General features: G+C 58.4%; 24 protein-coding genes. 12 read left to right on the forward strand and 12 right to left on the reverse strand.

Annotated features, from left to right (window positions below):
- Positions 1–29: 29 nt before the first annotated feature.
- From ACFSYH_RS05800 to ACFSYH_RS05820, 5 genes are all read left to right on the forward strand, one after another.
- A complete protein-coding gene (locus ACFSYH_RS05800; protein WP_377465729.1) occupies positions 30–1,109 on the forward strand; it encodes a nuclease-related domain-containing protein in 1,080 nt (359 codons plus the stop codon).
- 340 nt (positions 1,110–1,449) lie between these two features.
- Positions 1,450–2,967 (forward strand): hypothetical protein, encoded by a 1,518-nt coding sequence (locus tag ACFSYH_RS05805; protein ID WP_377465732.1) that lies wholly within the window; start codon positions 1,450–1,452, stop codon positions 2,965–2,967.
- A gap of 105 nt (positions 2,968–3,072) precedes the next feature.
- Complete coding sequence (locus ACFSYH_RS05810) at positions 3,073–3,789, forward strand: DsbA family oxidoreductase (RefSeq protein ID WP_377466099.1); 717 nt, start codon at positions 3,073–3,075, stop codon at positions 3,787–3,789.
- A gap of 646 nt (positions 3,790–4,435) precedes the next feature.
- Complete coding sequence (locus ACFSYH_RS05815) at positions 4,436–4,639, forward strand: cold-shock protein (protein WP_377465734.1); 204 nt, start codon at positions 4,436–4,438, stop codon at positions 4,637–4,639.
- A 270-nt stretch (positions 4,640–4,909) separates the two neighbouring features.
- Positions 4,910–5,290, forward strand: coding sequence for a hypothetical protein (locus ACFSYH_RS05820; RefSeq protein WP_377465735.1), 381 nt, complete (start codon positions 4,910–4,912; stop codon positions 5,288–5,290).
- Between the two features lie 82 nt (positions 5,291–5,372).
- Here the strand turns inward: ACFSYH_RS05820 and ACFSYH_RS05825 are convergent, their stop codons facing one another.
- From ACFSYH_RS05825 to ACFSYH_RS05835, 3 genes are all read right to left on the reverse strand, one after another.
- Positions 5,373–6,488, reverse strand: coding sequence for a DUF2510 domain-containing protein (locus ACFSYH_RS05825; RefSeq protein WP_377465738.1), 1,116 nt, complete (start codon positions 6,486–6,488; stop codon positions 5,373–5,375).
- Positions 6,489–6,655: 167 nt separating this feature from the next.
- The gene (locus ACFSYH_RS05830) at positions 6,656–6,778 is read right to left on the reverse strand and encodes a hypothetical protein (RefSeq protein WP_377465739.1); all 123 of its coding nucleotides are present in this window, start codon (positions 6,776–6,778) and stop codon (positions 6,656–6,658) included.
- A 48-nt stretch (positions 6,779–6,826) separates the two neighbouring features.
- Positions 6,827–8,164: an MFS transporter gene (locus ACFSYH_RS05835; protein WP_377465740.1), complete on the reverse strand. Its 1,338-nt coding sequence runs from the start codon at positions 8,162–8,164 to the stop codon at positions 6,827–6,829.
- A 272-nt stretch (positions 8,165–8,436) separates the two neighbouring features.
- On the opposite strand from ACFSYH_RS05835, the gene ACFSYH_RS05840 reads away from it, so the two are divergent.
- The 7 genes from ACFSYH_RS05840 to ACFSYH_RS05870 all read left to right on the forward strand — a co-directional run bounded on the left by ACFSYH_RS05840 (position 8,437) and on the right by ACFSYH_RS05870 (position 15,282).
- On the forward strand, positions 8,437–9,066 hold the full coding sequence (locus ACFSYH_RS05840; protein WP_377465742.1) for a GNAT family N-acetyltransferase: 630 nt from the start codon (positions 8,437–8,439) through the stop codon (positions 9,064–9,066).
- A gap of 274 nt (positions 9,067–9,340) precedes the next feature.
- Positions 9,341–9,544 carry a cold-shock protein gene (locus tag ACFSYH_RS05845; protein ID WP_377465743.1) on the forward strand — a complete coding sequence of 68 codons (204 nt, stop codon included), beginning with the start codon at positions 9,341–9,343 and terminating at the stop codon, positions 9,542–9,544.
- A 388-nt stretch (positions 9,545–9,932) separates the two neighbouring features.
- Complete coding sequence (locus ACFSYH_RS05850) at positions 9,933–10,151, forward strand: hypothetical protein (protein WP_377465744.1); 219 nt, start codon at positions 9,933–9,935, stop codon at positions 10,149–10,151.
- 244 nt (positions 10,152–10,395) lie between these two features.
- Entirely contained in the window at positions 10,396–10,866 is a 471-nt protein-coding gene (locus ACFSYH_RS05855; protein ID WP_377465745.1) for a hypothetical protein, read from the forward strand.
- 63 nt (positions 10,867–10,929) lie between these two features.
- Positions 10,930–12,966, forward strand: coding sequence for a sigma-70 family RNA polymerase sigma factor (locus ACFSYH_RS05860; protein ID WP_377465746.1), 2,037 nt, complete (start codon positions 10,930–10,932; stop codon positions 12,964–12,966).
- Positions 12,967–13,103: 137 nt separating this feature from the next.
- Positions 13,104–14,045: a glycoside hydrolase family 6 protein gene (locus ACFSYH_RS05865; RefSeq protein WP_377465747.1), complete on the forward strand. Its 942-nt coding sequence runs from the start codon at positions 13,104–13,106 to the stop codon at positions 14,043–14,045.
- Between the two features lie 361 nt (positions 14,046–14,406).
- Positions 14,407–15,282: a tyrosine-type recombinase/integrase gene (locus ACFSYH_RS05870; protein WP_377465749.1), complete on the forward strand. Its 876-nt coding sequence runs from the start codon at positions 14,407–14,409 to the stop codon at positions 15,280–15,282.
- Positions 15,283–15,332: 50 nt separating this feature from the next.
- On the opposite strand, the gene ACFSYH_RS05875 is transcribed toward ACFSYH_RS05870, so the two are convergent.
- Genes ACFSYH_RS05875 through ACFSYH_RS05915 form a run of 9 tightly spaced genes read right to left on the reverse strand, consistent with a single transcriptional unit; the run spans position 15,333 to position 23,200 of the window.
- Positions 15,333–15,548 (reverse strand): hypothetical protein, encoded by a 216-nt coding sequence (locus tag ACFSYH_RS05875; RefSeq protein WP_377465752.1) that lies wholly within the window; start codon positions 15,546–15,548, stop codon positions 15,333–15,335.
- Positions 15,545–15,718: a hypothetical protein gene (locus ACFSYH_RS05880; RefSeq protein ID WP_377465753.1), complete on the reverse strand. Its 174-nt coding sequence runs from the start codon at positions 15,716–15,718 to the stop codon at positions 15,545–15,547. Before ACFSYH_RS05880 ends, ACFSYH_RS05875 begins: the two co-directional genes overlap by 4 nt.
- An 8-nt stretch (positions 15,719–15,726) precedes the next feature.
- Positions 15,727–16,539, reverse strand: a complete 813-nt coding sequence (locus ACFSYH_RS05885; RefSeq protein WP_377465754.1) for a hypothetical protein — start codon at positions 16,537–16,539, stop codon at positions 15,727–15,729.
- A gap of 17 nt (positions 16,540–16,556) precedes the next feature.
- Positions 16,557–17,018, reverse strand: a complete 462-nt coding sequence (locus tag ACFSYH_RS05890; RefSeq protein ID WP_377465756.1) for a hypothetical protein — start codon at positions 17,016–17,018, stop codon at positions 16,557–16,559.
- Positions 17,011–19,023: a hypothetical protein gene (locus tag ACFSYH_RS05895; protein WP_377465759.1), complete on the reverse strand. Its 2,013-nt coding sequence runs from the start codon at positions 19,021–19,023 to the stop codon at positions 17,011–17,013. The genes ACFSYH_RS05890 and ACFSYH_RS05895 overlap by 8 nt, the downstream gene beginning before the upstream one ends.
- Positions 19,020–21,932 carry a phage tail protein gene (locus tag ACFSYH_RS05900; protein ID WP_377465760.1) on the reverse strand — a complete coding sequence of 971 codons (2,913 nt, stop codon included), beginning with the start codon at positions 21,930–21,932 and terminating at the stop codon, positions 19,020–19,022. The genes ACFSYH_RS05895 and ACFSYH_RS05900 overlap by 4 nt, the downstream gene beginning before the upstream one ends.
- Positions 21,933–21,990: 58 nt before the next feature.
- Entirely contained in the window at positions 21,991–22,374 is a 384-nt protein-coding gene (locus ACFSYH_RS05905) for a hypothetical protein (RefSeq protein ID WP_377465761.1), read from the reverse strand.
- Positions 22,371–22,772: a hypothetical protein gene (locus ACFSYH_RS05910; protein ID WP_377465762.1), complete on the reverse strand. Its 402-nt coding sequence runs from the start codon at positions 22,770–22,772 to the stop codon at positions 22,371–22,373. Before ACFSYH_RS05910 ends, ACFSYH_RS05905 begins: the two co-directional genes overlap by 4 nt.
- A complete protein-coding gene (locus tag ACFSYH_RS05915; protein WP_377465764.1) occupies positions 22,772–23,200 on the reverse strand; it encodes a hypothetical protein in 429 nt (142 codons plus the stop codon). The genes ACFSYH_RS05910 and ACFSYH_RS05915 overlap by 1 nt, the downstream gene beginning before the upstream one ends.
- Between the last annotated feature and the right edge of the window lie 11 nt (positions 23,201–23,211).

Below are 23,211 nucleotides of genomic sequence, written 5' to 3' on the forward strand. Positions count from 1 at the left end.
ATATGTGGCTATAAGCCGATAACACCTGCATGGACCCGAGAGACACTGCTGCGAACGGAACCGATAAGCACGCGCAGAAGGTCAACACGCTTGACTTGACTGCAACTTCGAGCCGCCGGGACCTCAACGCAGAACTCCATCAACGGGCCGCCGAAACACAGCCAGCGGTAACACGAGGCGTAGCTGGCAAAGGAGCCGCAACCCTCTCCGCGCGATTAACCGCTGCAACTGAACACGACCCCCGCGATTCGCGAGCCGCAGTTGCCGCCAAGTACGCGAAAGGCACAGAGGGCGAGCACATCATCGCAGAAAAATTGAGCTGGCTCACCGACAACTACTGGGTCCTGCACGACCAGCCCTGGCCAGGACGACCACAAGCAAACATCGACCACATTGTCGTTGGTCCAACAGGAATAACTATCGTCGATGCAAAACACTGGAGCGGGACACTCACCCTAGACGGGCGCGGGCTACGCCAGAACGGGCGCCCACGAGGCTCAGCCATCACATCGGTACGCGCCCAAGTCGAAGCACTGAAATCGCTGACTCAGTCACTCCCCTTAGCAGATGCCGCAGAGATCCCAGTGCAAGGTGTCCTCGCTTTCACCTCAGATTCGGGGCCGCACGGAGAGAATCTAGGCGTATCTGTCACTAACGCTGATCTACTCTGCGAGACGATTTGCGCGTTCCCGCAGCGCATAGCACCCGCCGCCGTAGCACAGGTTGCCTACGTGCTTGAAGAAGCACTCGATGAGGACCGACTCATCAGCAAAGCAACAGCACGCAAACGCCGCGCTGCCGCCCGCGACGGACACGCAGATACGCTAGCAGTACCCGAAGTTGAGCCCCTATACGGTGAAACCAATCAACTGACATGCCTCTCCCCTGCGCGGCCCGCGAGGACAAAACGTGCATCAAAGCGCGCCCAAACAGCAGGAACCAAGATCTCAATACGGAAGATTCTTAGTAAAACACTCAAATACGGCGCTTTAGTTTCTGCCTTATACGTGGTTTTCTACCGTCCCGACATCCTAAGCGCACTCTCCGACTACACCGGAGAACTATTGGGGTCGCTTGTTACCGCACTCCTATCCCACGACGGATCGTAAACACACAAGGAAGCGCTCTCGTTAGGAGAAACCCGCTTAATCGGGAAGTTCCTCGACACCGCTTTGATCCCACATTCTGAGCGCAAGTCGCCACATTCACCCACTTTTCGATGGGGATCACTCCCCTAGTCCAATTTGGGTTTCTGCAGGTCCGCACACTTTCAGTGCTTATTTACAGTCTTTCGAGACCACGAGCAGTGACTTTAGGTGCTTCTAAACCTGATTTCTTTCTTTAATCTTCCAAGGTATGGAGGGCAGTTTTGCCCACCGTATCTCCGCTGCCAGACGGGACCAACCAGCACTGAGGCGGAGAGCCACACCCCCATCGAAATGGACACACATGAAAACGAGAAAGACGCTCCGTACCGGAGTCGTAGCGCTGATCACCGCAGCACTCGTGGGTGCCTCAGTTGTACCAGCCGCAGCAGCACCACGCGATAACAAAGATCACTTGCTTTCAGCAACCGCGACCCTCAGCAGCCAGGCAAAGGCGCCGCTGACGGTCTCCGGCGGCTCATACGACAGTTGCAAGCACTGGAACGCCGACGCCAACTACAAGAACGCTTACCTCAACTCCATCAACTTCGCTCGTGGTCTCGCGGGACTTGCGAATGTTACCGCGAACAGCACACTTCAAACCTACGTCAGCCAGCGAGCACAATCATTCCTGTGCAGTAATCCAACAAACCCGAACTATGCCTACCGTTCCATCGGTTACACACTGGTTCCCGGTGATCCAGGCTCAGTTCGTACCGCTCTGAACGACTCTAAGTCATTACGAGCAGCTATACTCTCGCCGAATGCCGCCCACGCAGCCCTTGGCGTACACAAGCGCAATGGCTACTCGTCGGCTTCCGAGGAATCAGCACTAGCACCCGCCTCAACTTCCCAGAAGTTAACGGACTTCAACCAAGACGTCGCGTGGCCAGCCAAGAACACCTTCTTCCCAGTGGAGTACAACAACGGCATCTGGTCCTACTACGGCAAAACCACAGGTGCCTACAGCGAACGTCTGAACTTCCAAAACGCAACGGTAACCGTCAAGCAGGGCACCAAGACCATCCCGGCAACCAAAGTAACTGACGATTACAACTGGAACACCTTGTACGAGCAACTCCACTTCAAAGTGCCCGGTGCAACAGCTCCCACCGCTAAGGGCCAGTTCAATGAGTACTCCGTGACCATTTCCGGCGTCAAGAAGGGTTCTGCTGCCGCCCCAAACATCTCTTACACGGTCAAACTAGTTCGTACCGGTGCAACGTTCGCTTGGAAGAACCAGGCACCGAAGATCACGAGCCAACCTGCTAAGAACAAGTCTGTGAAAGTTGACGAATGGATCAACCTCTCAGCAGGCGTCTACGTACCTAACCAGCAGGACGTGAAGTACCAGTGGCAATACCAGAAGCCAAAGACAAAGAACTGGATCAACGTCGGCTACGTCACCGAACCGAAGATCAAAGTCTCGCCAAGCGGCCTTTCGCTCAATGGTTCACTCATACGCTTGCGTGTGGAATCCGGCGGTAAAACCGTGTACACCAACAACATCAAAGTGAAGGTTACCAAGTACGCATCAAAGGTTTCCATCACGAAGACCTCGCTCAAGCGCAACAAGAAGCCCGTGGTCACGGTGAAGGCCAACCGGGCAGGCAAGGCCACGGTGACGGTCTCCAAGGGAAAGACCAAGATCACCAAGACCGTAACGGTCAAGAAGAACAAGGCCACAAAGGTCACTTTGTCCAAGAAGATCGCCAAATCCTCGAAGAGCAAGGGAAAGTGGAAGGTAACCGTGAAGTTCACGCCTTCCAACAAGAACCTCTACGCGGGCAAGAGCGCATCGAAGACCATCAAGGTCAAGTGATGTGACCCCCACTTACCGCTAGTTCCAGAGCTTGCGGTAGAGCAACGCGAAAGGGTGGGGACGTATTCCATGGAATACGTCCCCACCCTTTCGCGTTTTGCCAGTATGAGCAATGAGATCACCGTAGACATCTGGTCCGATATCGCCTGCCCGTGGTGCTACATCGGGAAACGCAAGTTCGAGGCTGCCCTCTCCGCGTTCCCAGGCAGCGACAAGGTCAACATCACGTATCACTCCTTCGAACTCGCACCGGACACACCAATCGACTTCGATGGGTCCGAGATCGATTTCCTCGCCCAGCACAAGGGTCTTCCCAAAGATCAGGTCGAGCAGATGCTCTCCCATGTCACCACCATCGCCTCCGAGGTCGGACTTGACTATCGATTCGACCAGCTCAAGCACACCAACACCCTGCTCGCTCACGAGTTACTACACTTCGCCAAATCGCATGGCAAGCAGATCGAGATGAAGGAGCGTCTACTCAAGGCTTACTTCACCGAAGGCGTCCACCTCGGCACCGTGGACAACCTGGTCACATTGGCCGGGGAAATTGGTCTAGACCATGCCGAGGCACGAGCCGCACTTGAATCCCGCTCGTTTGGCGACGACGTCCAGGCCGACATCGCCCAGGCTCGCGCCTACGGGATCAACGGTGTTCCGTTCTTCGTGGTCGCAGGCAAATACGGTATCTCCGGTGCACAGTCACCCGAGACCTTCATGCAGGTTCTCCAGCAGGTCGAAGCAGAACAGGCAGCCACATTCCTACAGACGTTCCCAGCCGCATCCGCGGACGCTGCATGCGGACCAGACGGCTGTGCCTAAGCCCGTCCACCGATCGTCTGGCGTTCGCTGAAGCAGGACGGGCACGGCGGCTGTCCGCCGAGAGATACCAGAATGACAACGCAGCCCCCGTTACTTTGATGTGACATCGGGCAGAGAATGAGCGAGGTTTTCAATTTGCTATCTTTTGTTGTGTATTCCCTGTAGGGTTGCGATGTAAGCGCGTGAAGTTGTGTTTCTGCTGGAGGTTTTCCTCTGGGTCGACTTCTCGGCTCGAATGTAGTTTCGAGCGGGTATTCAATTCCGCGTCTCTCACACCTTCACCCCACTGGGTGTTCGTGTTTCTCTTCTTGATTGGTTTTGTATCTCTTTTCTTGCTGCTCTCGTAGCATCTTCGATCGTTGCATCCGATAGACGATCCAACGATGCCCCCATAACCGCTGGTAATCGCAGACTCACTGGCTTTACTGCTGAAGACAGTGACCGCTTACCCGTGCGGGACACTCACCAGATCCCTGAACTATCCGCTGCACGTGAAAGTGCCAGCACATCATCGGGAGATCATCATGCTCTAGAAACCGCCTCAGGTATATCCTGCGTGGTTTCTGGCATCCATCAGACTCCGCGGCGAAGTCGTCGCGGCTTTACGGATCGTGCTTACGATCCCAGAAAACTAAGGAATGACGTTATGGCCACTGGCACCGTCAAATGGTTCAACTCTGACAAGGGCTTTGGATTCATCGCTCCCGACGACGGATCTGCCGACGTATTTGCGCACTTCAGTGCGATCACAGGTGACGGTTTCCGTAACCTAGAAGAAAACCAGAAGGTTTCCTTCGACCCTGAGCGCGGTCCAAAGGGTATGCAGGCCGCCAACATCCGCGTGGCCTGATTTCCTTCAGCAGCGGGTGCACCTAACTAGGCGTATCGCCTGTGAGTGCACCCGCTGCTTCATGTCTCCATACATGAGCACCTACGCAAGACACCCTACTCAACTGACTTTGTGGCAACACGCATCTCACGTAGCCGGCGGTACAGTTCGCGATAGTCAGGACGATTTCCGACGCTCAGGTCGCCTTCCAGCAACCGCCGGCCGGACGTTTGGCGGGAGTGGCAAGTGGCTGCTTGGCGTTGGGACACGTCAGATGAGAGTCTAGGAGACGTGAAGTACTATCACCAGGTCACTCAGCAGATGCGACGCAAGGGCATCGAGGACGCACGTATCGTGTCAACCCTCAATGACGTCAAGGGATGGGTTGTCCAACATCCCGACACTCGCCCAGAGGAACACTTCGGCCCAGCGGCTGCACTCGTGCGAGACCTACCGCGCGGTAACGCAGTTCACGGTCCCCAAAAAGCCATAGCTTCTGGGATTGGCACAGCCTTCCTGCTGATCGTCGCTCAGATGTTCGCTGGTTTCTTCAACGTTAACCTCAACTTTCTCGGTATTCCCACACCGCTGTGGAGCGTGGTCGCGGTCATCGTTGGCTTCGTGGTTTCACGATTCGTTGGAGCGAGGCTCCCCGAGGATTTCCGTCCATAGCGAGCAGCACGTTGACTCAATGCAAGGCAATAAGACGGCCCGTCTCCTCAATGATGAGAAGGCGGGCCGTGAGTCTGCTGGTTTACTTTTCTCGTTGCGGGTACGAGGTCCAGAACCGAGAGTTCTTGTCTGCGGAGATGTCGTAGGTCAGTGTTTCCGTTGAACCGTCGGCATAGCGAGCGGTGCCCTGACATTCGAAAGCGACCTCGTATGAGCCGGTGACAGTGGGTAGCGTGAACTTTGCACGGTTGTCTTTAACCATCTCCACGTCATCAATCGCGGTAACCTCGAGTTCGGCATCGGAGCTCTGCGACAGTTCAATGACTTCGCGTGCCAACTCTTTACATCCGAACTCGTCCTTCAATCCAAGGCTCCGATAGTCGTCAGACGGGCCTGAAGTGCCGGAGGAATTGTCACGTATGAACATGAGATATACGCCAGCGAGTAGGGCGGCCACAACTACGAGCGCGGCGGCAATGAGCGCAATCCTCTTTCGGGATGTCACGCCGACCTTCGCGGCGGGCTTCTCAGTTTGAACCTCAGTAGCGGAGAAATCTTTGTTCACCGCGCCACCGTTGTTGCTGCGGTTCTTGGTCCAGTTCGGCGCACTGGCATCTTTCACCACAGCGTTCACCCCCGCGGCAGATCCGGAGTTTGACGCGGAATCACTTGAGGTACCTGTTTGCGTGCTTGGGGCGTCACCGGAAGAGGCGGTAGTTGGCGCAACAGCCTCAGGCTCCGCGATGTTCGCCTTCACGCCGGCGGCCCGTCGCACTGCGGCCACGGTCGCGCTTGGTGTTCCTGGTGTTCGCTGGGCAGGAGCAGCCGTGGGACTCTCTGCTGCCTTCTCCACAGCGCCTGTGACGGGAGCCTTGTCCCGCGCGTGAGCGGCGCTTGCCGCGCTGGCTGCTGAGGGCGAAGAGGAACCGGACCTGCTCGTCGCCAATCCGGAAGCGCCCACATGGGCGCGTCGACCGGAGGCAGGTGCTTCAGAGGCCATTGGGGTGAACGACGCGTGCTGGAGCTTTGAGGAGGTTTTCTCCTGCATGATCTTGCGGCCTGTCGCGATCATCTCCTTGGTCAGCTGGCCATCAGCCGGGACCGGAACGACCGAGCGCGTCCAGCCGTCACCGTCATAAAACCGCAGGTTACCTGGAGAATTTGGATCGGGATACCACCCTGGGGATGGAGAAGACATAGCAAACCTCGTGGCGCGAAACGAACAACACCGCCAGAATGTGCGATGGCTGGGCAATTACGTGTCAGTTTACACGCGTGCGTCAGGCACCCCGTGTGATCGGCTCTGCCTCGCGGGAGTGCGGCTACGCCTGTGGTCGCTGCGAGGACTTCCGCTGGGCTGCGATTTTACAGTGTGCGCAGCACAATATAGGCGGAGATCGTGGCGATCAACACCCCGAGCAGCACCAAGCTGAGAGCGCCGGGCGAAACATCCTTGCTGCCCTGGGACTTGCGCTCCTTTTTACGCATTCCTTGCATGCCTGTTATTTCGACTGTTCGTGCATGCTTCTTGAGGCGCTATTTCTTACGGTATGTCCGCCAGGCATCTCGGGCGGGTGGCACCACTATCCCACGCCGGGCATACTCCCTGCGTGTGCCACGTTTACTCCAAGCGACCCCGATCAGCCCGACAACCAATGGGACGAGCATGACCGAGAATGCCATTCGGAAGTCATTCAGCGTGTAGGCACCAGTTGGACGCACGATGTCCAGCACGACGCCGATGGCCATGATGCACACGAAACCACCCACGAAGCCGCCCATGTTCGCGATACCGCTGCCCACTCCTAGTCGGGATGTTGGATTGGATGTGCGGGCAAAATCGAGGCCGACAAGAGATGCGGGGCCGCCCGTGGCGATGACAAACGTTGCGATGACAATAACGATGAATGGGCGTGGCGTACTGGGAAGCAACAGCACAGACCAGGCAGCGGCAACCGCAATCGCAACGGTGAACACGAGCCAGGTACGGCGTAGCGGATGGCGTGCGCAAAACAGGCCAAAGAGTGGGCCGGCAAAGATTCCTGCCGAGGTCATGATCGTGAACACGAGCGAGACCTGCTGTTCACTCAGCCCTTGACCAAGAATCAAGAACGGTTTGCCCCACAGGAACACGAACACGTTGAAGGAGAATGCCGTCACCATGTGCGTCCAGAAACCGAGCCAGGAACCCGCAGTGCGCAGCGCGCCCGCCAAGGGCTTGGACGTTGGATCATGCGGCACCCTGTCAATCGGTCGAATCCGGACCTTGGCAGCGCCGCCCGGTGCGGACTGGGGCTGATCGACAATCGCATAGAACGCCCACACGGATGCGATCACACCGAGAATGCCAAGGGCCGCAAAGGCCGTGGTCCAGGTGGTCTTGTGCAGAAAGTACACGAATGGGACGGCGGAAATAATCTGACCGGCCTGCGCTATCTGGCCGGTGATCTGCCCCAACACTGGAGCACGCATCGGAGGGAACCAAGCGGCGATCAACCGCAGCACGGACACGAAGGTGGTCGCGTCGCCAGCGCCGATGAGCACCCGTGCACCCAACGCGACCGGAATCGACTCGGCGAACGCCATCCCCAACTGCCCAACCGCCATCATCAACGCGCCCGTGGCGATGAGTCTGCGTGCCCCATACCTGTCGAGCAACACGCCAACCGGGATCTGGGCTGCAGAATAGACAACGAGTTGAGTCACTGTGAACAACGCGAGTTGCGATGCGGTGGTACCGAAATGGCTTGCCGCTTCCAGTCCCGTGACTCCTAGCGAGGTCCGGTGAACCACCGCAACGATATAGGCGATCAGGCCAGCTATCCAGATGGTGTATGCGCGCTGGGGACTATAGGGCGCGGTGCGAGATTGCATGTGCACTTCCTTCCCAACTCATCCTATGCGGACGCTACGGTTCGCTGCGGGAGGACTCAACGAGAGTGGGTCACAAGAACTTCGGGACTTTTGGCCCGTTTTTTGCGTGTTGGCCGGGTACACAATTGAAGAGTCGAATTGCTCAGACATGGGGATGAGGCCGATACCGATTTGACCCCTCTGTTCGGTATCTGGACGTCCCCACGGGCGGGAGGAAGCGCGGGCTCCTCCCGCCCATTTTATTGCCTCACATAGGTTCTACACTGGTGTTCATGTCTGCTCTACGTATTCGACGCTTCGATCCAACCAATCCGGCTGAAACTGATCGGCTCTACGAGATTTGCCTGAAGACTGGCGACAATGGCCAAGACGCAACGGGTATTTACCGTGACCCCCATCTGATCGGAACCCTCTACGTTGGGCAATACGCGCGGTTTGCGCCCGAGTTTTGTTTTGTGCTTGTGGATGAGAACGACGAAGTGGTCGGCTACGCGGTGGGAACCCCTGACTCCGTGGCGTTCGACCGCACTTTGGAGAAGCACTGGTGGCCGCAGGCGCGCGCAACCTATCCTCGCGAGAAGTATCCACTATCCGATATGAGGGACGGGTACCGGGACCCACAACTGGTTGAGTCTTTGCACACATGGTCTGGTAGCCGCCCCGAGGTATGTGAGGACTTTCCGGCTCACTTCCACATTGACTTGCTTCCCACCGCCCAGGGCGGCGGGAATGGGAAGCGGCTTCTCTTGAGGCTTCTCGACGAGTTCCGCACTACCGGCGTTCCTGGCGTTCATTTGGGCGTAAGTGGGAAGAATAAGCGGGCCGTGGGCTTTTATGGCCGCATCGGATTTGAGGAAGTGATATCGGAACCGTGGGGCTACATCTTGGGTATGAGGTTCTAGTTCCATCTCGTTACGCTGCTGCGGAAACTGTTTCGTCGGCGTTTTCCGGATGGCGGTGTGGGTTCCGCCGATGATAACGGTTTGGAGTTCTTTTGCGGAACTTCTAGCGCACAAGGTCTAGACCAAGTACAGTTAGCGACGTAGTTGCAGTGCCTTGCGTGTCCTGCCCGCATCCGATATGCGGTCAGTCTTGATCCTCAAGAGTTTGACGTTGGGAACCGTGACGTCACATCCGCAGTCGCGGGTGTTCTCACACCTCTTGAAGGAGAAAATTATGGCTATCGGAACCGTGAAGTGGTTCAACAACGAAAAGGGCTACGGATTCATTGCCCCATCCGACGGTGCAGCTGACGTGTTCGCACACTACAGCGCAATCACCTCGAACGGATACCGTACCCTCGAAGAGAACCAGCAGGTTGAGTTCGACGTAACGCAGGGTCCAAAGGGTCCTCAGGCAGAGAACATCCGTCCACTCTGATCGACTCGACTGCATCGAGTAGATTTTTTGGTGGGGCTGCTTCGGCAGCCCCACTTTTTTGTGACATATAACCATTTAAAGCGAGAACTCTCTTCATTCGGCCTCAAGGCACCGCCCATTAGGATTTCTCCGCCACCTGCTTTAGATAGTTGCCCGTTTCCCTTAGCGGACATCACGTACGGGTGATTACGTAGTTTTCGATGGCTGACCAGTGCTTGGGTGAAGTCCTTTGCCCGCAAAACATTGAGTGACCTATCTGGCTTAGCACGCCAGAGCCGGTTATCTCATCAGTGGATATTGTTTCCGGCAACTTAATTCTGCTATTAAAATAAGTCTTTCACCCAAGATAGGCTTGTTTGGTCGAAAAATACGCAATACGGTGAACTGGATGAAACAGAAAAACCCCACCGGACTCGTCCCCGAAAACGGTACTTGGTTCAAGGTCCACGGCCCACATTCCGTGTCACTGAGTGTGGTTGACCTTTTGCACCTCTCGTATGAGAAGCGCCTCTCCGCCGGCACGCTGGTTGCACCAGCACCGGCACTGCAAGACGCCCAGACCGCCACCGTGCCCAACCAGCAACAAACCGTCGAGACCGCATCCTGACCCTTGCGGCACAGCCCAACCCGCCGAAAACACTGGAAACTCGACCAATCTTGTTCGCCGCTGGCACCCACTCATGCTGTGCCGCGCCCTGCGCGATCTCAACCTCACTGTTTCATTCATTCGCTGGAGCTCTCACATGCCCGCTGTCTTCACCCGAGGAATCGCGTAACACCGGGTATCCTCTGCGCTCTTTGTATGTGTAGACCACACCCCAAAGTGGCAGAACCCTGAGGACCACCAGCCCATGACCATAGCCAGTTATTACGCACCAGAGGCAGAACCAAGTTCTGTCACTGCGCGCGCCTATGAGTCACTTTCAGGTCTCAGCCGTTCTCTCCTGTGGTACATGGACATCGAGCGTCTAGAGCTTCCCGAGGTCTGCTCACTCATTGGCTTCCCCCAAACTGACGTGATCTCCATGACAGCACGTGCCCGATTTGAACTGCGTTACGCCTGGCTTGAACAGCAGGACAAGAGTCCACGCATACCCAAGATGTGCAAGGAGACAACCCGCGAGTTGGCACGGGTACGCTCACGCCGGCTACGCCTCCCACACTCCGATGACGTGCAAAGACACCTCACGGTCTGTATGCGCTGCGCAATCCTTGAGGAGGAGATTGACAACCTCCAGGAGCACCTCAAAGTTGCTCTGCTTCCCATGTCCTACGGTCCACACGGATCGAGGACCCTCCCCCAGTCAGAAAGGTGGATTTAGTCGAGGTCTACGCCTAGGATCGAAAGATCGACTGGTTATGGAATCCGCACGTCCAACGAAACGATGACTGAAACTCCCACACACCTAGACCTGACATCGCTATCTGATGCACACCTCGTGGAACTTCTACGCGGTGGAGAGGAGCGCGCCTACGCGGCGCTGTGGTCACGCCACTATCCTGCGGCACGCAAAGCAGCACGGGCAGTCACGTCATCGCATGATCCAGAGGACCTCGCTCAAGAGGCATTCACTCGCATCTTTGCCGCGATCAAGAACGGGAAAGGTCCCACCGACAACTTCCGCGCCTACCTCTACGCCACACTGCGTTCCGTCTCGATGGCGTGGTCAGCGAAACTTGAACCAACCGTTGACCTCAGCACTCAGGAGAACCTCCTCATCACGGATTCGGATATCGCATCCCTCACCGAGGATAAACGTCTCACTCTGAGCGCTTTCAGAAACCTGCCAGAGGATTGGCGCACGGTTCTGTGGTACTCGGAAATCGAGGGAATGACTCCAGCCGAGATCGCCCCGATTATGGGTTTGAACCCGCGCGCGGTTTCCGCGCTTGCATTCCGTGCACGCGAAGGCCTACGCGATTCATGGCTTCAGGCACACATCCCCACCACGTCCCAGGCTAATTCGGAAGAGTGCCAGTGGACTGAGCAACACATCGCCTCCTATGCTCGCGGCTCGATCACTACACGCCGCAAGACCCGCATCGAAAACCATCTCAAGCGTTGCAATGACTGCTCTCTTCTCCTCGCCGAGTTGCAAGGTGTCAGCCAGTCCCTGCGTGGGATCTTGCTGCCACTCGTGTTGGGTGTCAGCCCTGTCGTGCTCAGTCAGGTCCTACCGCTTACAGCAGCGGGCACGGTGGGTACTGCAACCACTTCCGGACCGCTTGGCCGGACCCGCGACTGGGCTTCCTCAAACCAGGGAGCGGTACTCGCCGTGATCGGCATACTCGTGGTTGCGGGCGCTGTCGGGGCCGCCTTTGCTCTCAGCAACCCGAATCGCGGTCCCGTACCAACACCAACAGCGCAGGGTAACGAGGCCATTACAGGTGGGCCTACAGCGCCCCCAACCACTACTCCGCCCACGACGGAGCCTATTGACGACGAGTTGGATCCTCCCGAGGAACAGCCCCCTTCCAGCGAGGTCGCCTCAGAATCGTCCGTTGAGCGGCCAACGGGTGACCCGCGTCCACGGCCAACCGCTGAGGATCCATCTGACAACGAGACACAACGTCCACGCGACAAGGACAAGGACGAAGACAAGGATCCCGTTACAGACCCTGACGATAAGCCAACCCAAGAGCCTGAACAGGAACCAAGCGAGGAACCGACCCCCGATCCCAGCGAGGAACCCACCGAGGAGCCTCAAGAACCGCAAGAACCTGAAACGGGACACCTGGAGTTGACTGCGGAATCAGATCCCGTTGACGTCTCCCTTATGCCTAGGTTCTCCGGTATCGCCCCTGTTGGATCAGATATTCAGGTTTTCGACGCGGCAAACCCAACGATTGCAGTGAGCGAGCGGGTCACCGTTGCCGCTTCGGGATCGCTGGCAACCTCCGTGTCAGAAGAGGATGAGCCTGAGTTGGCTGCCTGGACTGTCGATGTTTCCTCCACCGCTCCCACTGGTGGTGGGCTCAGGTACGTTATCAGGAACTTCATAGACGGCGAGGTCGTTGCCGAGAAGCCAGTCTCAACAACCTATACCGTCTCGCCGATGCCTGAAGATCTGTTCAAGATTACTAATCTTGAGCCATACGGAACCGGACCAGCAGTTCAGAACGGAGGTTCCGTTGAGGTTTCCGCACCACTAGAAGATTTCACTGCTAACTTCAAATTCGGAAATGATCATGGTGGGTACTATTCGTTCTATCTCAATGGAGTCCCTCGTCCTGTTCGTTCAGACGTTCCCGGGACAGTTGAGGAACCCGGTCAAATGAGTTGGGTTACGAACAGCGTTCCGTTCCAAGTTGGCGTGAACACTATCGGAGTTCGGGTAGCCGAGCCGATACCCGGAACTAATGATGTCCGGTTCGGCCCAGCCCGCGAACTCTTCCGCTTCACAATCACCATTACACCGTAGTTGGGACCAGCATGGGTACGAGAAGAAGACCAGCAGGACTACGGATCTATACGTCGCTTTTGGCGGTCTCGTCGTTGTTCTCTCCCAGCGTCGTTGCAGCCCAGCCCGCTCTACAGGAGGTTGTCACACAGTCGAGCGTGACATCATCTAGTTTCACTTCACTTCCCACGGCACTGCAGGCAAAGACGTCAGAGGTGCAGGGCAAGAGATACAAGAAACTCCATGTTGATGCTCAAGGTTCAGCGGTCATCGCGGTCAGACAGGCCAAAGCCCAGGGGCGAACATCTGTGGCCAAGCAACTCAGTCACATCTCCAAGACTCCGCAGGCCCGATGGTTCGGCGACTGGAATTCCGTCGCCACGGTCAAGAGCGACGTTGCCGCCTATATTCGCGCCGCAAACAAAGCAAAAGCTCGTCCCACCATGGTGCTGTACGCGATTCCTGGGCGGGACTGCGGCCAATATTCGGCAGGCGGTTTCGATGCGAAGACCTATAAGAAATGGATCAACAAGGTCGCTGCTGGAATCAAGGGGGCAAAGCCTCTGATCGTGTTGGAACCTGACTCTCTCGCACTGGACTGCGGTGGAAAAACTAGGAACAGCCTGCTGAAGTACGCCACGAAGAAACTCACCAAGGCTGGCGCCTGGGTCTATCTTGACGGTGGACATTCCAACTGGCGCACGCCAAAGGCAATGGCCACGCGGCTCAAGGCAGCAGGTATCTCCCACGCACGCGGGTTTGCGACGAACGTCTCAAACTTTAACTCCACCTCAGCCGAGAAAAGATACGCTAAGAAGGTCTCTGCCGCGCTCAGACAACAAAAGGTCACTACTGCCCACAGGCACTACATCGTGGATACCTCACGCAATGGCAAAGGACCCAAGAGTGGCGAATGGTGTAACCCCTCTGGCCGAGGGCTTGGCAAGAAGCCGAAACTCTACACCGGCTCTGGTGCGCTTGATGGCCTTCTCTGGATCAAACGGCCTGGCGAATCTGATGGCACGTGCAATGGCGGTCCTTCCGCGGGCCAATGGTGGGAGTCCTACGCTCTGACACTGGTCAAGAACCGCGCGAAGTAGCATCAATGTGGGCCCGCACAAGACCTTTACGAGTTGACCTAAAATCCGATGGGCCATAAAACGTCCAGATATGCACATAAAGTTCACGCAGCCGGGCCAAAAACAGCCCACCGATTAACGTGCTATGCGCTGGCACACCACCAAACTCGTCGACAAGCCAAATAGGGCAGGTGTAGACAAAACAAAAGACCCACTCAGATTACCTGAGTGGGTCTAACTGTGCGCTCGAAGGGATTCGAACCCCCAACCTTCTGGTTGGTGGACAGTTTGACAAACGCTATCGCCGCGTGATCGGACGATGCTCCATTTAGTCCCCGATGTAGAACCGCATGAATCTTTGCAGGTAGCCGATGTTGTCTACATGCAAACGATCAAAGGTGATTGGGAAAACGAGATCAAGAAATGGCTCGATTATCTTGCAGCGGCTGGACGCGCAGATTCCACGATGCGGTCACGGCGGGAACACGTCTCATGGCTTGCACGAGACTTCTGCACATCGAAGCGACCGTTCGAGGTCACGCTCGATGATCTGATGCAATGGGCCGCTGGCTTTACCTGGGTGATGGAGACCCGGCGCGGGGTCCGCACGAGCGTGCGCCAGTTCTACGCGTGGGCCGTCGATACCGGCCGGGTTGAGGAATCCCCGGCCGAGAAATGGCCCAAAGTGCCCAGCGTGATCCCCCAGCCGCGCCCCGCCTCGGAACGTGACTATGAGCACGCGTTATCCAAGGCCCGCAAACACCGGGATCGGGTGATGGTGCGCCTCGCGTGTGAGGCCGGGCTGCGCCGCGCTGAGGTCGCCAGCGTTCACGCTAACGATCTGTTCGAGGACCTCGACGGCTGGATGTTGTGGGTCCACGGTAAGGGCGGCACGTTGCAGACGGTGCCACTCACGGACTCGGTGGCGCGTGATCTGATCAATCAGATCAAGCGTGAGAATGACGGGCAACTGGCTGGGTGGGCGTTCCCCGGCGAGTGGGCCGATACCGGGCACATGTCACCCCAGTGGGTCGGTAAGATCGTCGCTCGGCTTCTGCCTGGTGCGGCGACCATGCACCAGTTGAGGCACAAGTTCGGCACGGACGTCCACGCCGAGACAGGCGACCTACTCACCACCCAGCAGTTGCTACGCCACGCCACGGTTGCTACCACGCAACGCTATGTGCGAGTGCCGGCGGAGCGTGCGCGGGCTGCGGTCAAGAACGTCTACGAGGACCGGCTACGCCGTACTGCGTAACCACGGATAGCCCCACACCATCGAGGGTGTGGGGCTATCGTGTGCGAGGGCTACTGGACGACGATCACCACGCCGACAAGGGCCGTGATCACCGCACCGATCACAATACGCATGGCCCAGGTCTGCCACGATTCGAGTTCAGCCACACGGCGGTCAAGGTCGTTGACAGTGGGCATCTTCTCCACCACGTCATCGAGCTTTGTCTCGATGCGTTCAAGGCGCTTGCCCAGGCTGAGATAACCCTCTCCCACCGGTGGTGTGGTCACGAGGTGGCCTCAACTTCTTTGGGTGTAAGGTTGAGCAGCGCCAGCACGAGCGGGAGCACGACTGGCAGGGCGGCTGGGTCCATCCATCCCAGATACACCGCCAGGGCCGCGAACGCCAGGGCGACGCTGTACACGTACTTGCGGGTTTCACGCGTGAATAGTTTCTTCATGCTTCTCCTTAGTTGAACAGGTCTGTACGCACAGACACGTTGGTAATGGACGCCGCAGGCGCGTCGGTCCACACTTGCCAGCGCAGGCGGCGCCCCTGGGCCAGGGTGCCCTTCTGCGACTGTGAGATGAACGTTTGGCCGGAGGTGCCCCGGTGTTCGGTGATCGGGTAGCGGGTCACGATGGCCCATGACCCGTCTTTGACCTTCTCCACCAGGACGGCGCGGGCCTGCAACGTGAACTCTTGTGGAAGATCCACGGCGGTGATCTGTAGGTCGCTGTCGAACAGGCCCGGATCGCGCAGTACGGACACATCGCCCTTGTCGTTCAGGCGTAGGTATTTCCACTCGCGCTGCGGGAGTTTCTGGGTGGGGGTCTTGTCTAGCCGGTTGATGCGTTTCACGTGCTCTGGTTCCTTTACTTGAGATGGTGCTGGCGTGGTGGTGAGCGCCCAGTCGCGCTCGGACGCTGCGGCGCTCGGGGTGTGCTTGATCGAGATGTGAATGTGGGACAGGTGGGCGTTCAGGCCGGTGTAGGTGCGCCACCCGCCGCCTGGTGTCCAGATACGCCGCTCGAAGATGAGGTAGGCGGTGCGGTCATCAGACATGACAGCGGCCAGGAGCCGGTCAACCTCGATGCCGTCTTTGTCTACGTCGATGGCGCGGACTACTCCCCCGGCGCTGTAGTCCGGGTTGTGATCCGATTTGACGGCTTGGTGGCGGGTGTCGCCTATCCACCCGTCTGAGGTTGTGTCGCGCTGCGGCCATTCCTGGTTGATCTGGGTGCGTAGGCGCTCAAGGGATGGGGCGAGGTAGTAAGACATGAGGTTCTTTCCTTTCGTTATCCGGCCAAATGGTTGAGCGGGACGTACCAAGCAGCCGCGTTATCGACCGTGACGCCGGGGATTCCGTGCGTCAGAACTGCATTGCCGCTGTTGGGGTTCATTCGACCGAACGCGCTCTTCACCCCGCTTTGAAACGCCATAATCGGTGGGGTGAGTATGTTGGCGTTGCGCCAGCCCAGTGGCAGAGTGAACATGAGTGAATCGGTGAAGTTTCCAGCCGCGTTGGGGGTGATGGTCGCACCCGTGCGGTTGAGGATGACTTGACCAGTTACAGACATACTCGTACGGCGTAGCGCGTAGGCTACGATTTCCCAGCCCTCGGCGGCGACGATGTCGAGGCCGTTAGTCACCCAGCCGGTATCGACCGGGTCACCTGTGTTTGGCACTTCTGGGGTGGTGGTGTTGAGGTCGGCGGCGGTCAGGATTTGACCGTCCACGAACGTGATGGTTTTAGCCATGGATGCTCCATAGGGTCAGGGTCAGCAGATCGCGTGGCGTGCGGCCACGGCGCGGGGTGGACCGGCGTTGCATGCCGGTGATGATGCACGGGTAGGTCACCCCGGCGCGGGTGATGTTCACCTGGTCGTTGAGGTCGAGTCGGCCTGATGCCTCAAAGAACTCGGTGGCGTCGAACGTGAGGGAGCGTGGTGTCATGCGCGGGTACGCCTGGGCCGTGAGGATCGTGGAGGCGAGGGAACGCAACTGGCCTTCATAGCCCGGCCCGGTGTATAGGCAGGTGTCCACGCTGGTGGCGTAGTCGCCGTAGGTGGCCTGTGAGGTCTGCTCGGTAAACGAGCGTGTGTAGTCATCGGCGTACCAGCCGCCTTGGTCTGCGTCGTACTTGCGGCCATGCTGGGAGATGGTGAGCGCGTTGACCAGGGCCGTGTCATCGAACGCCATATCCAGATCGCTGTAGCACACGTGGTATCGGTCGGTGGTGTGTACGTCTGAGAACTCATAGGGCATCACCCGTGGGGATTCTTGGAAGCGTAGAGCGTAGTCTTTCGTCGCGTGCCAGAGCATCTGCCCGCTATCGCACGCTAGGGCGAAATGGTTGGCTAGGTTCGACTCGTAGACCACATCGGTGAGGATGTCGCCGCCCTCACCGCCAGCCACGAGCAGGCGGGCCACATACAGGTCTGCGACAGGCTGGGTGGGCGCGGTGGGGAACGTGTAACTGGCGCGGTTGGCGAGTGTGAGCGTGTGGCTGGTCGCGGTGGCTGTGAACGTCGCGGTCAGGGTTTGGAACCCGCCGCCATCGAGCGCAGGTGCGAGCACGATGGAGGCGATTTCTGTGGTGTCTCGGCGTAGCGAGTACTCGGTGACAAGGCCGGATTGTAGGCGCATGGTGATAGCGACCTGGTAGGGCTGATCCGGTACGAGGCCGGTCAAGGTGTGGCGGACCCCGAACGCCTGGGCAGGCAAGGTGGCGGGTGGGGTGTTCAGCGAGTGCGCAGTGATCCGCACCTGACCCGATTCCAGCACGCGGTCTACCCGATATCCGCTCACACCAGTCGGGCTGGCGGGGATGACCTTGCCCAGCAGGTCCGGCACAGGATCAGCCAGCGTCACCCCGCACGCGGCTGGATCGAGGCCGATGGATTCGAGCAGCGTGACCAGGCGGGCCTTGAGCGACTGCGTACCAGACGCGTTACCGGAGACCACGCCGTAGCGCATTTGGGCGGCCAGGGCGCTCATACGGTCATGCGCGGTCACGGTGGTGGTGTATTTGCCGTCTTCCACCGATGGGGTGATCTGCGGTAGTTTCAGTACGCCGGTGAAGATCGTTTCACGCGTGGGCGTGCCTGCGGGCACCCAGCGCAACCCCCACACTGACACGGTGCCTGCGCGGTTACGGGCGGTGGTGAAGACCAGCGCGAACCAAGTATCGCGGGGCACCTGGTACCAGGTCCATTCACCGGTCAGGGTGACAAATCCATCCACGGTGTGAACCTGGATCGGGTCACCCGTGGCGCGTAGGCGTACCTCGAGAATTTGGCCGGTGGGTGGCCATGACTGGGTGCCATAGTGCAGCAGGACAGGTACAGCGTTCCCAGTAGAGTCGGTGTACCAGTCAGTGACGAGCCCGTCTGGTGTGGTGGAGGCGGTTGGATGGAAGAAATGGCCTGGTGCTACATCCCACCAGGGCTGGCTGGGGTCACCGTAAAACGGGTGTTCGGTCCAGTCAACTATCGCGGGCTGGGTGACGCGGACCATGCGCCCCGGCATCAACGCGGGGTCGGTCACAGGCTCGGGTGCACGCGTGGTGAGGGTGAGCACGCCTGGACCCAGGCGGGTCGAGGCCGGGTCACGGTCCCCGCCGCGTGTGATCGTGATCGCCGTGCCGTCACACGTGTAGTCCGTCCACGCCTGCGCGCCGTCCAGGGCGGTCAGCACGTGCGCTAGGCGGGTGCGGCCCAGGACGAACGCGTCAGAGGTGGGTGCAAGGATTTCGAGCTTCATACCCGGCCCCCAGCACGCTCGAACTTCTTGATGGACTCGACCACCTTGCGGCCTACTTCCTCGGTCGCTGTCAGGGCGTTCACGGTGATCTGATAGGTCACCGATCCGGCGGCTTGAGGTTGTGCCCCGTTGGGCAGGGTTGGAGATAGCGACGGGTTGTAGCCGTCTGTGACCAGGCCGGTGACCTTTTTCATCGACTTAGCCACCCGTGAGGCTTCGTCGGTCAAGCCGAGCGCCAGGCCCTCGGTGGTGAACTGGCCAAACGTGCGAAATAGTTTGGATGGGGACGCGATGCCCAGTTCCTTCTTGACCCATTTCGCGAGGGTTTTAGCGAGTTTCTTCGCGGCGTTCTCGGTTTTCTTTGCAGAGGCGGTGAGTCCATCCACTAGGCCTTGGGCCGCGTCGATTCCCACGTTGAACATGTCACGAGAGACTGTCTTACCCACCGAGAGTGAGGACTTCTCGATAGATGCCCAGTCGGCCTTGATCGCCGCGTTCGCTGCGGTTGATCCCTTGCCCTTGGCCAGCAGAGCGTTGGCGACTTCTACGCCGTCATCCCAGCCCAGCCCGGCCACGTGCTGCACCAGGGATGAAGGCCAGCCCTTGGCCACGAGGTCTTTCATGCGGGCGGCAAAGGTCTTGGCTTTCTTCGCCAGACCGGAGACGTAGGAGGCCACATCCTTCTTGGTGGTCTTGCCCTTGGCTATGTTGCCGTCTTCGTCTTTGGCCACCACCGATCCCAGGTTGACCGCACCGCTCAAACTTGAGGCGATTTGATCGCGCATGGAGCGGCGGGCATCGAGTAGGGCCTTGAGTTGATCCTTGGCTTTGGTCAGTTTCTTGACCGTCGCGTCATGGGTTTTCCACAGTGCATCGAGGTCGCGACCCTGGGCGCGCACGTACTCCACCAGAGCGTTCTTGCCTTGGAGGTGCTTAGCGTCTTTGATCTTGTTGGCTATCTTGGTGATCGCCGCGCCAGCGCGTTCGCGGTTCTTGTCCAGACCCGATACGAGACCTTGAACGATGTTTGCGCCGTAGCCTTCGAACACCTTGGATGGGGAGTTGATGCCCAGGATCGACTTGAACTTGTTCTTGATACCAGAGCCGATAGCGGATAGCGCTTCACCAGGCGCAGACGCGAGGGACTTGAGTCCACCCACCAGGCCGCGAATGATGTTCTTACCGATCTCGCCCATACCGCTGGCGAGGTTTTTGAACGTGTTACGGATACCGTCTGTCATGGACTTGACGATCTGTTTGATTCCAGACCACGCGCCAGACCAGTCGCCCTTCATGATCGAGGTGACGGTTTTGATAATCCCCTGGATCACACCCAGCGCGGTCTTGATGACGTTCTTGATCTGGTTCCAGATGGTCTTAATGACCACGCCCATGTTTTTGAACACGGTCCCCACGCTCGATCCCATAATCGAGAACAGGCGTTTGATGTAGTTGATCAGTGGAGGGCCTACCGCGTCCCAGGCCGCTTTCATGCGTGGCCACATCACGTCCCAGTAGGCTTTCAACTCTTTGAGGACGGGCTGGATAGCGCGCATAGCGCCCTGGAACGTGGACTTGATGCCAGACCAGATACGGTCCCAGGTGCGTTTGCCGGTCTCGGTCTTGGTGAAAAACCACACCAGGCCAGCGGTCAGTGCGGCCACCGCTGCAATCACGAGGCCGATAGGGTTGAGGGCCATCGCGGCGTTGAGGGCCACTTGGGCGGCTTTGGCTGCGACGACAGCGGCTTTCCAGATCGCCATGACTTTGATGTAGGCGTTGTACCCGGCCACAGCGGACGCAATCACGGTGACCAGGGGCAGCAGCCAGTCATGGTTGTTTTTGATCCACTGCGCTGTGGTCTGTAGGGCCGCGTAGGCGGCTTGCAGGGTGGCAATGAACGCGGCCAGGACCGTTTGGCCTATCTCGGTGAGTTTCGCGCCCAACTCTTCGAGGGTGGCCCGGTTCGAGGTGATCCATGCGCCGAGTTCTTTGAGGGCGGGCACCACTGTTGTGGTGATCCACGTGCCCAGGTTTTGCAGGGCGGGGATCACGGTCCCTTCGACCCAGCGGCCAAAGGTTTGACCGAGTTTTTCGGCCAGTGGTGCAATCTTGTCTAGGAGACCGGTGATCCCGGTGAAGCCCTTTTTGAAGTAGGGGAATACGCCCTTGAGGAACGCTTCACCACCGCGTGAGAGTGCGGCCAGCATGTTGTTCCATGCTCCACGAGTGGTGTTACCCATCGCTTCGGCGGCGTTGCCCACGGTGCCTTCGAGAACGCTGGCGAAGTCCTCGGCACTGACCTTGCCGCCTGAGACCATCTTGCGTAGCTCGGTGCCGTTGACCTTGTAGTGCTCGGCTAGTTTCGTCCAGATCGGGATACCACGATCCGCTATCTGGTTCAGTTCAGTGGTCGAGACCTTCCCAGCGGTCCAGACCTTGTTGAGGATCGACCCCATCTCATTCAGGCCAACCTTTGCCAGGGCTGCGGTGTTCGCGGTCAGTTTCAGGGTGCGGGTCAGTTTCTCCCCCGGCTTGATCCCCGCCGCCACCGCCGTTGACGCGATAGTGGCCGCGTCACCCAGACCGAACGCGGTGCCCTTCACCGATTCCAGGGCTGAGCCCATGATCTTGTCGATGGATTTCGTGGAGTGGCCCAGACCTTCGAGGGACGCACGTGCGTCCTCGATCTTCATAGCACGGTCAAAGCCACCCTTGATCGCCACGGCAGCGATAGCCACGGCAAGACCGGCAGCAGCGCCGGTGGCTTTCTTGAGAAAGCCACCGACCTTTTTCACGCCGTTGCCGACCTTGGACAGGCCGGTTTCGGTGGACAGGTTTTTCATGGACTTGGCGAAGTTCTTGGTGTCTGCCAGCACCGCGATAGTGATCGCGTGTTTGTTCGCCATGGTTAGTCCTGTTCGAGGGTGTCTAGGAGTTCGTCAAAAACCTGGTAGTCGGCAATCGTTAGTCGATTGAAGTCGCGCCAGGAGATAGGTCCACCGGATCGGTTGACTCTGATCCAGCGGGCAACGGCGGCTGTGGATATGTGGGAATCTGATCCAGTGCTTTTGGGTCTTCCTCATCGGATTCCTCGGCCTCTTCCTCGTCGTTGTCGAGGTGGGTTTCCATGAGGGTTTGCGCGTCTTCCAGCGTCAAGCCCAGCGCTTCGTTCCAGGTGAACCGGGAGTTCACGAACCGCTTGGTCAAGATGTAGGCCAGTGCGGCCATTTGCGCGGAGGTGAACGAATCCCCGATGTTGCCCAGGTCAAAGCCGCCCTGCTTTTCCAGGACGGACAACTCTCCTAGGGTCAGTTGTGAGAACTTGATCTTCTGAGGCTGTGTGGTCATGTGAGTTTTTCCTTGTCAAGAATGTCGATCAGGGCCGCTTCGAACTCGCGCAGGATGCGGGGCATCTGCTCTGCGCGGGCTTGGTCGAGGAACGGGTTTGCAGGGATGTTGCGGGCAGGCCACCCGTAATGGATCACGCCTGCGTAGGGGACGGACGCGTATCCGGCCCGTACCACGGCTTTGGTTTTGGTCTTCGATGCACGGATCGTGCCCGCCAGAGCGCCGGAGCGTGTGGGTGGGCGTGCCGCGTGGACCACGATCATGCCGAGCGAGTGCATGACTTCCTTCATGTCCTCGGCAGCAGCCCCGGCACGCGACATGGCGCGTAGGGTGTCGCGCAGGCCGGTGACGCGGACTTGTACCCCGTCACCGGCTGCGAGAGTGAACGCGTCAGACATTACGGTTCGGTGGTAGCGCCGACCTTGGTCGGTTCGCCTTCGACTTCCCACTCCAACTCGAACGTGTGAGTGGTCTGCGAGCCTGCTTCACCACCGATAGAGGGCTTGCGACCGATCTTGACCATGCCGATAAAGTGCGGCTGGTCATCGGTAGGTTCAGCGTTACCCCACGGCGCGGCAGTGAACGGCACAGTTTCGCCGGACTGTTCCCACGCGTAGGTCCAAAACGATTCGGTGTCAGTGGACTGGATCGCGGTCATAGACAGCGTCCACGGGGTTTCACCGTCTGGGTTGCAATAGGTGACGGTGTCGGTGTCTGGGTCACCTGGTGCAAGCGTCCAACTGGTCACGTCGCACTTGTAGTCCGTGCCCGGTGTGCCCAGTTTCATCAGGAGGTATTTACCCTTGATGCGGGTTGATTCAGCCATGATGTACGGCC

Source organism: Populibacterium corticicola, from assembly GCF_042683685.1.
GTDB lineage: Bacteria > Actinomycetota > Actinomycetes > Actinomycetales > Cellulomonadaceae > Timonella > Timonella corticicola.

Coding starts and splice junctions, on each gene's coding strand:
- ACFSYH_RS05800 (WP_377465729.1), top strand. CDS start 30: ATGGACCCGAGAGACACTGCTGCGAACGGAACCGATAAGCACGCGCAG.
- ACFSYH_RS05805 (WP_377465732.1), top strand. CDS start 1,450: ATGAAAACGAGAAAGACGCTCCGTACCGGAGTCGTAGCGCTGATCACC.
- ACFSYH_RS05810 (WP_377466099.1), top strand. CDS start 3,073: ATGAGCAATGAGATCACCGTAGACATCTGGTCCGATATCGCCTGCCCG.
- ACFSYH_RS05815 (WP_377465734.1), top strand. CDS start 4,436: ATGGCCACTGGCACCGTCAAATGGTTCAACTCTGACAAGGGCTTTGGA.
- ACFSYH_RS05825 (WP_377465738.1), bottom strand. CDS start 6,488: ATGTCTTCTCCATCCCCAGGGTGGTATCCCGATCCAAATTCTCCAGGT.
- ACFSYH_RS05830 (WP_377465739.1), bottom strand. CDS start 6,778: ATGCGTAAAAAGGAGCGCAAGTCCCAGGGCAGCAAGGATGTTTCGCCC.
- ACFSYH_RS05835 (WP_377465740.1), bottom strand. CDS start 8,164: ATGCAATCTCGCACCGCGCCCTATAGTCCCCAGCGCGCATACACCATC.
- ACFSYH_RS05840 (WP_377465742.1), top strand. CDS start 8,437: ATGTCTGCTCTACGTATTCGACGCTTCGATCCAACCAATCCGGCTGAA.
- ACFSYH_RS05845 (WP_377465743.1), top strand. CDS start 9,341: ATGGCTATCGGAACCGTGAAGTGGTTCAACAACGAAAAGGGCTACGGA.
- ACFSYH_RS05850 (WP_377465744.1), top strand. CDS start 9,933: ATGAAACAGAAAAACCCCACCGGACTCGTCCCCGAAAACGGTACTTGG.
- ACFSYH_RS05855 (WP_377465745.1), top strand. CDS start 10,396: ATGACCATAGCCAGTTATTACGCACCAGAGGCAGAACCAAGTTCTGTC.
- ACFSYH_RS05860 (WP_377465746.1), top strand. CDS start 10,930: ATGACTGAAACTCCCACACACCTAGACCTGACATCGCTATCTGATGCA.
- ACFSYH_RS05870 (WP_377465749.1), top strand. CDS start 14,407: ATGCAAACGATCAAAGGTGATTGGGAAAACGAGATCAAGAAATGGCTC.
- ACFSYH_RS05880 (WP_377465753.1), bottom strand. CDS start 15,718: ATGAAGAAACTATTCACGCGTGAAACCCGCAAGTACGTGTACAGCGTC.
- ACFSYH_RS05885 (WP_377465754.1), bottom strand. CDS start 16,539: ATGTCTTACTACCTCGCCCCATCCCTTGAGCGCCTACGCACCCAGATC.
- ACFSYH_RS05890 (WP_377465756.1), bottom strand. CDS start 17,018: ATGGCTAAAACCATCACGTTCGTGGACGGTCAAATCCTGACCGCCGCC.
- ACFSYH_RS05895 (WP_377465759.1), bottom strand. CDS start 19,023: ATGAAGCTCGAAATCCTTGCACCCACCTCTGACGCGTTCGTCCTGGGC.
- ACFSYH_RS05900 (WP_377465760.1), bottom strand. CDS start 21,932: ATGGCGAACAAACACGCGATCACTATCGCGGTGCTGGCAGACACCAAG.
- ACFSYH_RS05905 (WP_377465761.1), bottom strand. CDS start 22,374: ATGACCACACAGCCTCAGAAGATCAAGTTCTCACAACTGACCCTAGGA.
- ACFSYH_RS05910 (WP_377465762.1), bottom strand. CDS start 22,772: ATGTCTGACGCGTTCACTCTCGCAGCCGGTGACGGGGTACAAGTCCGC.
- ACFSYH_RS05915 (WP_377465764.1), bottom strand. CDS start 23,200: ATGGCTGAATCAACCCGCATCAAGGGTAAATACCTCCTGATGAAACTG.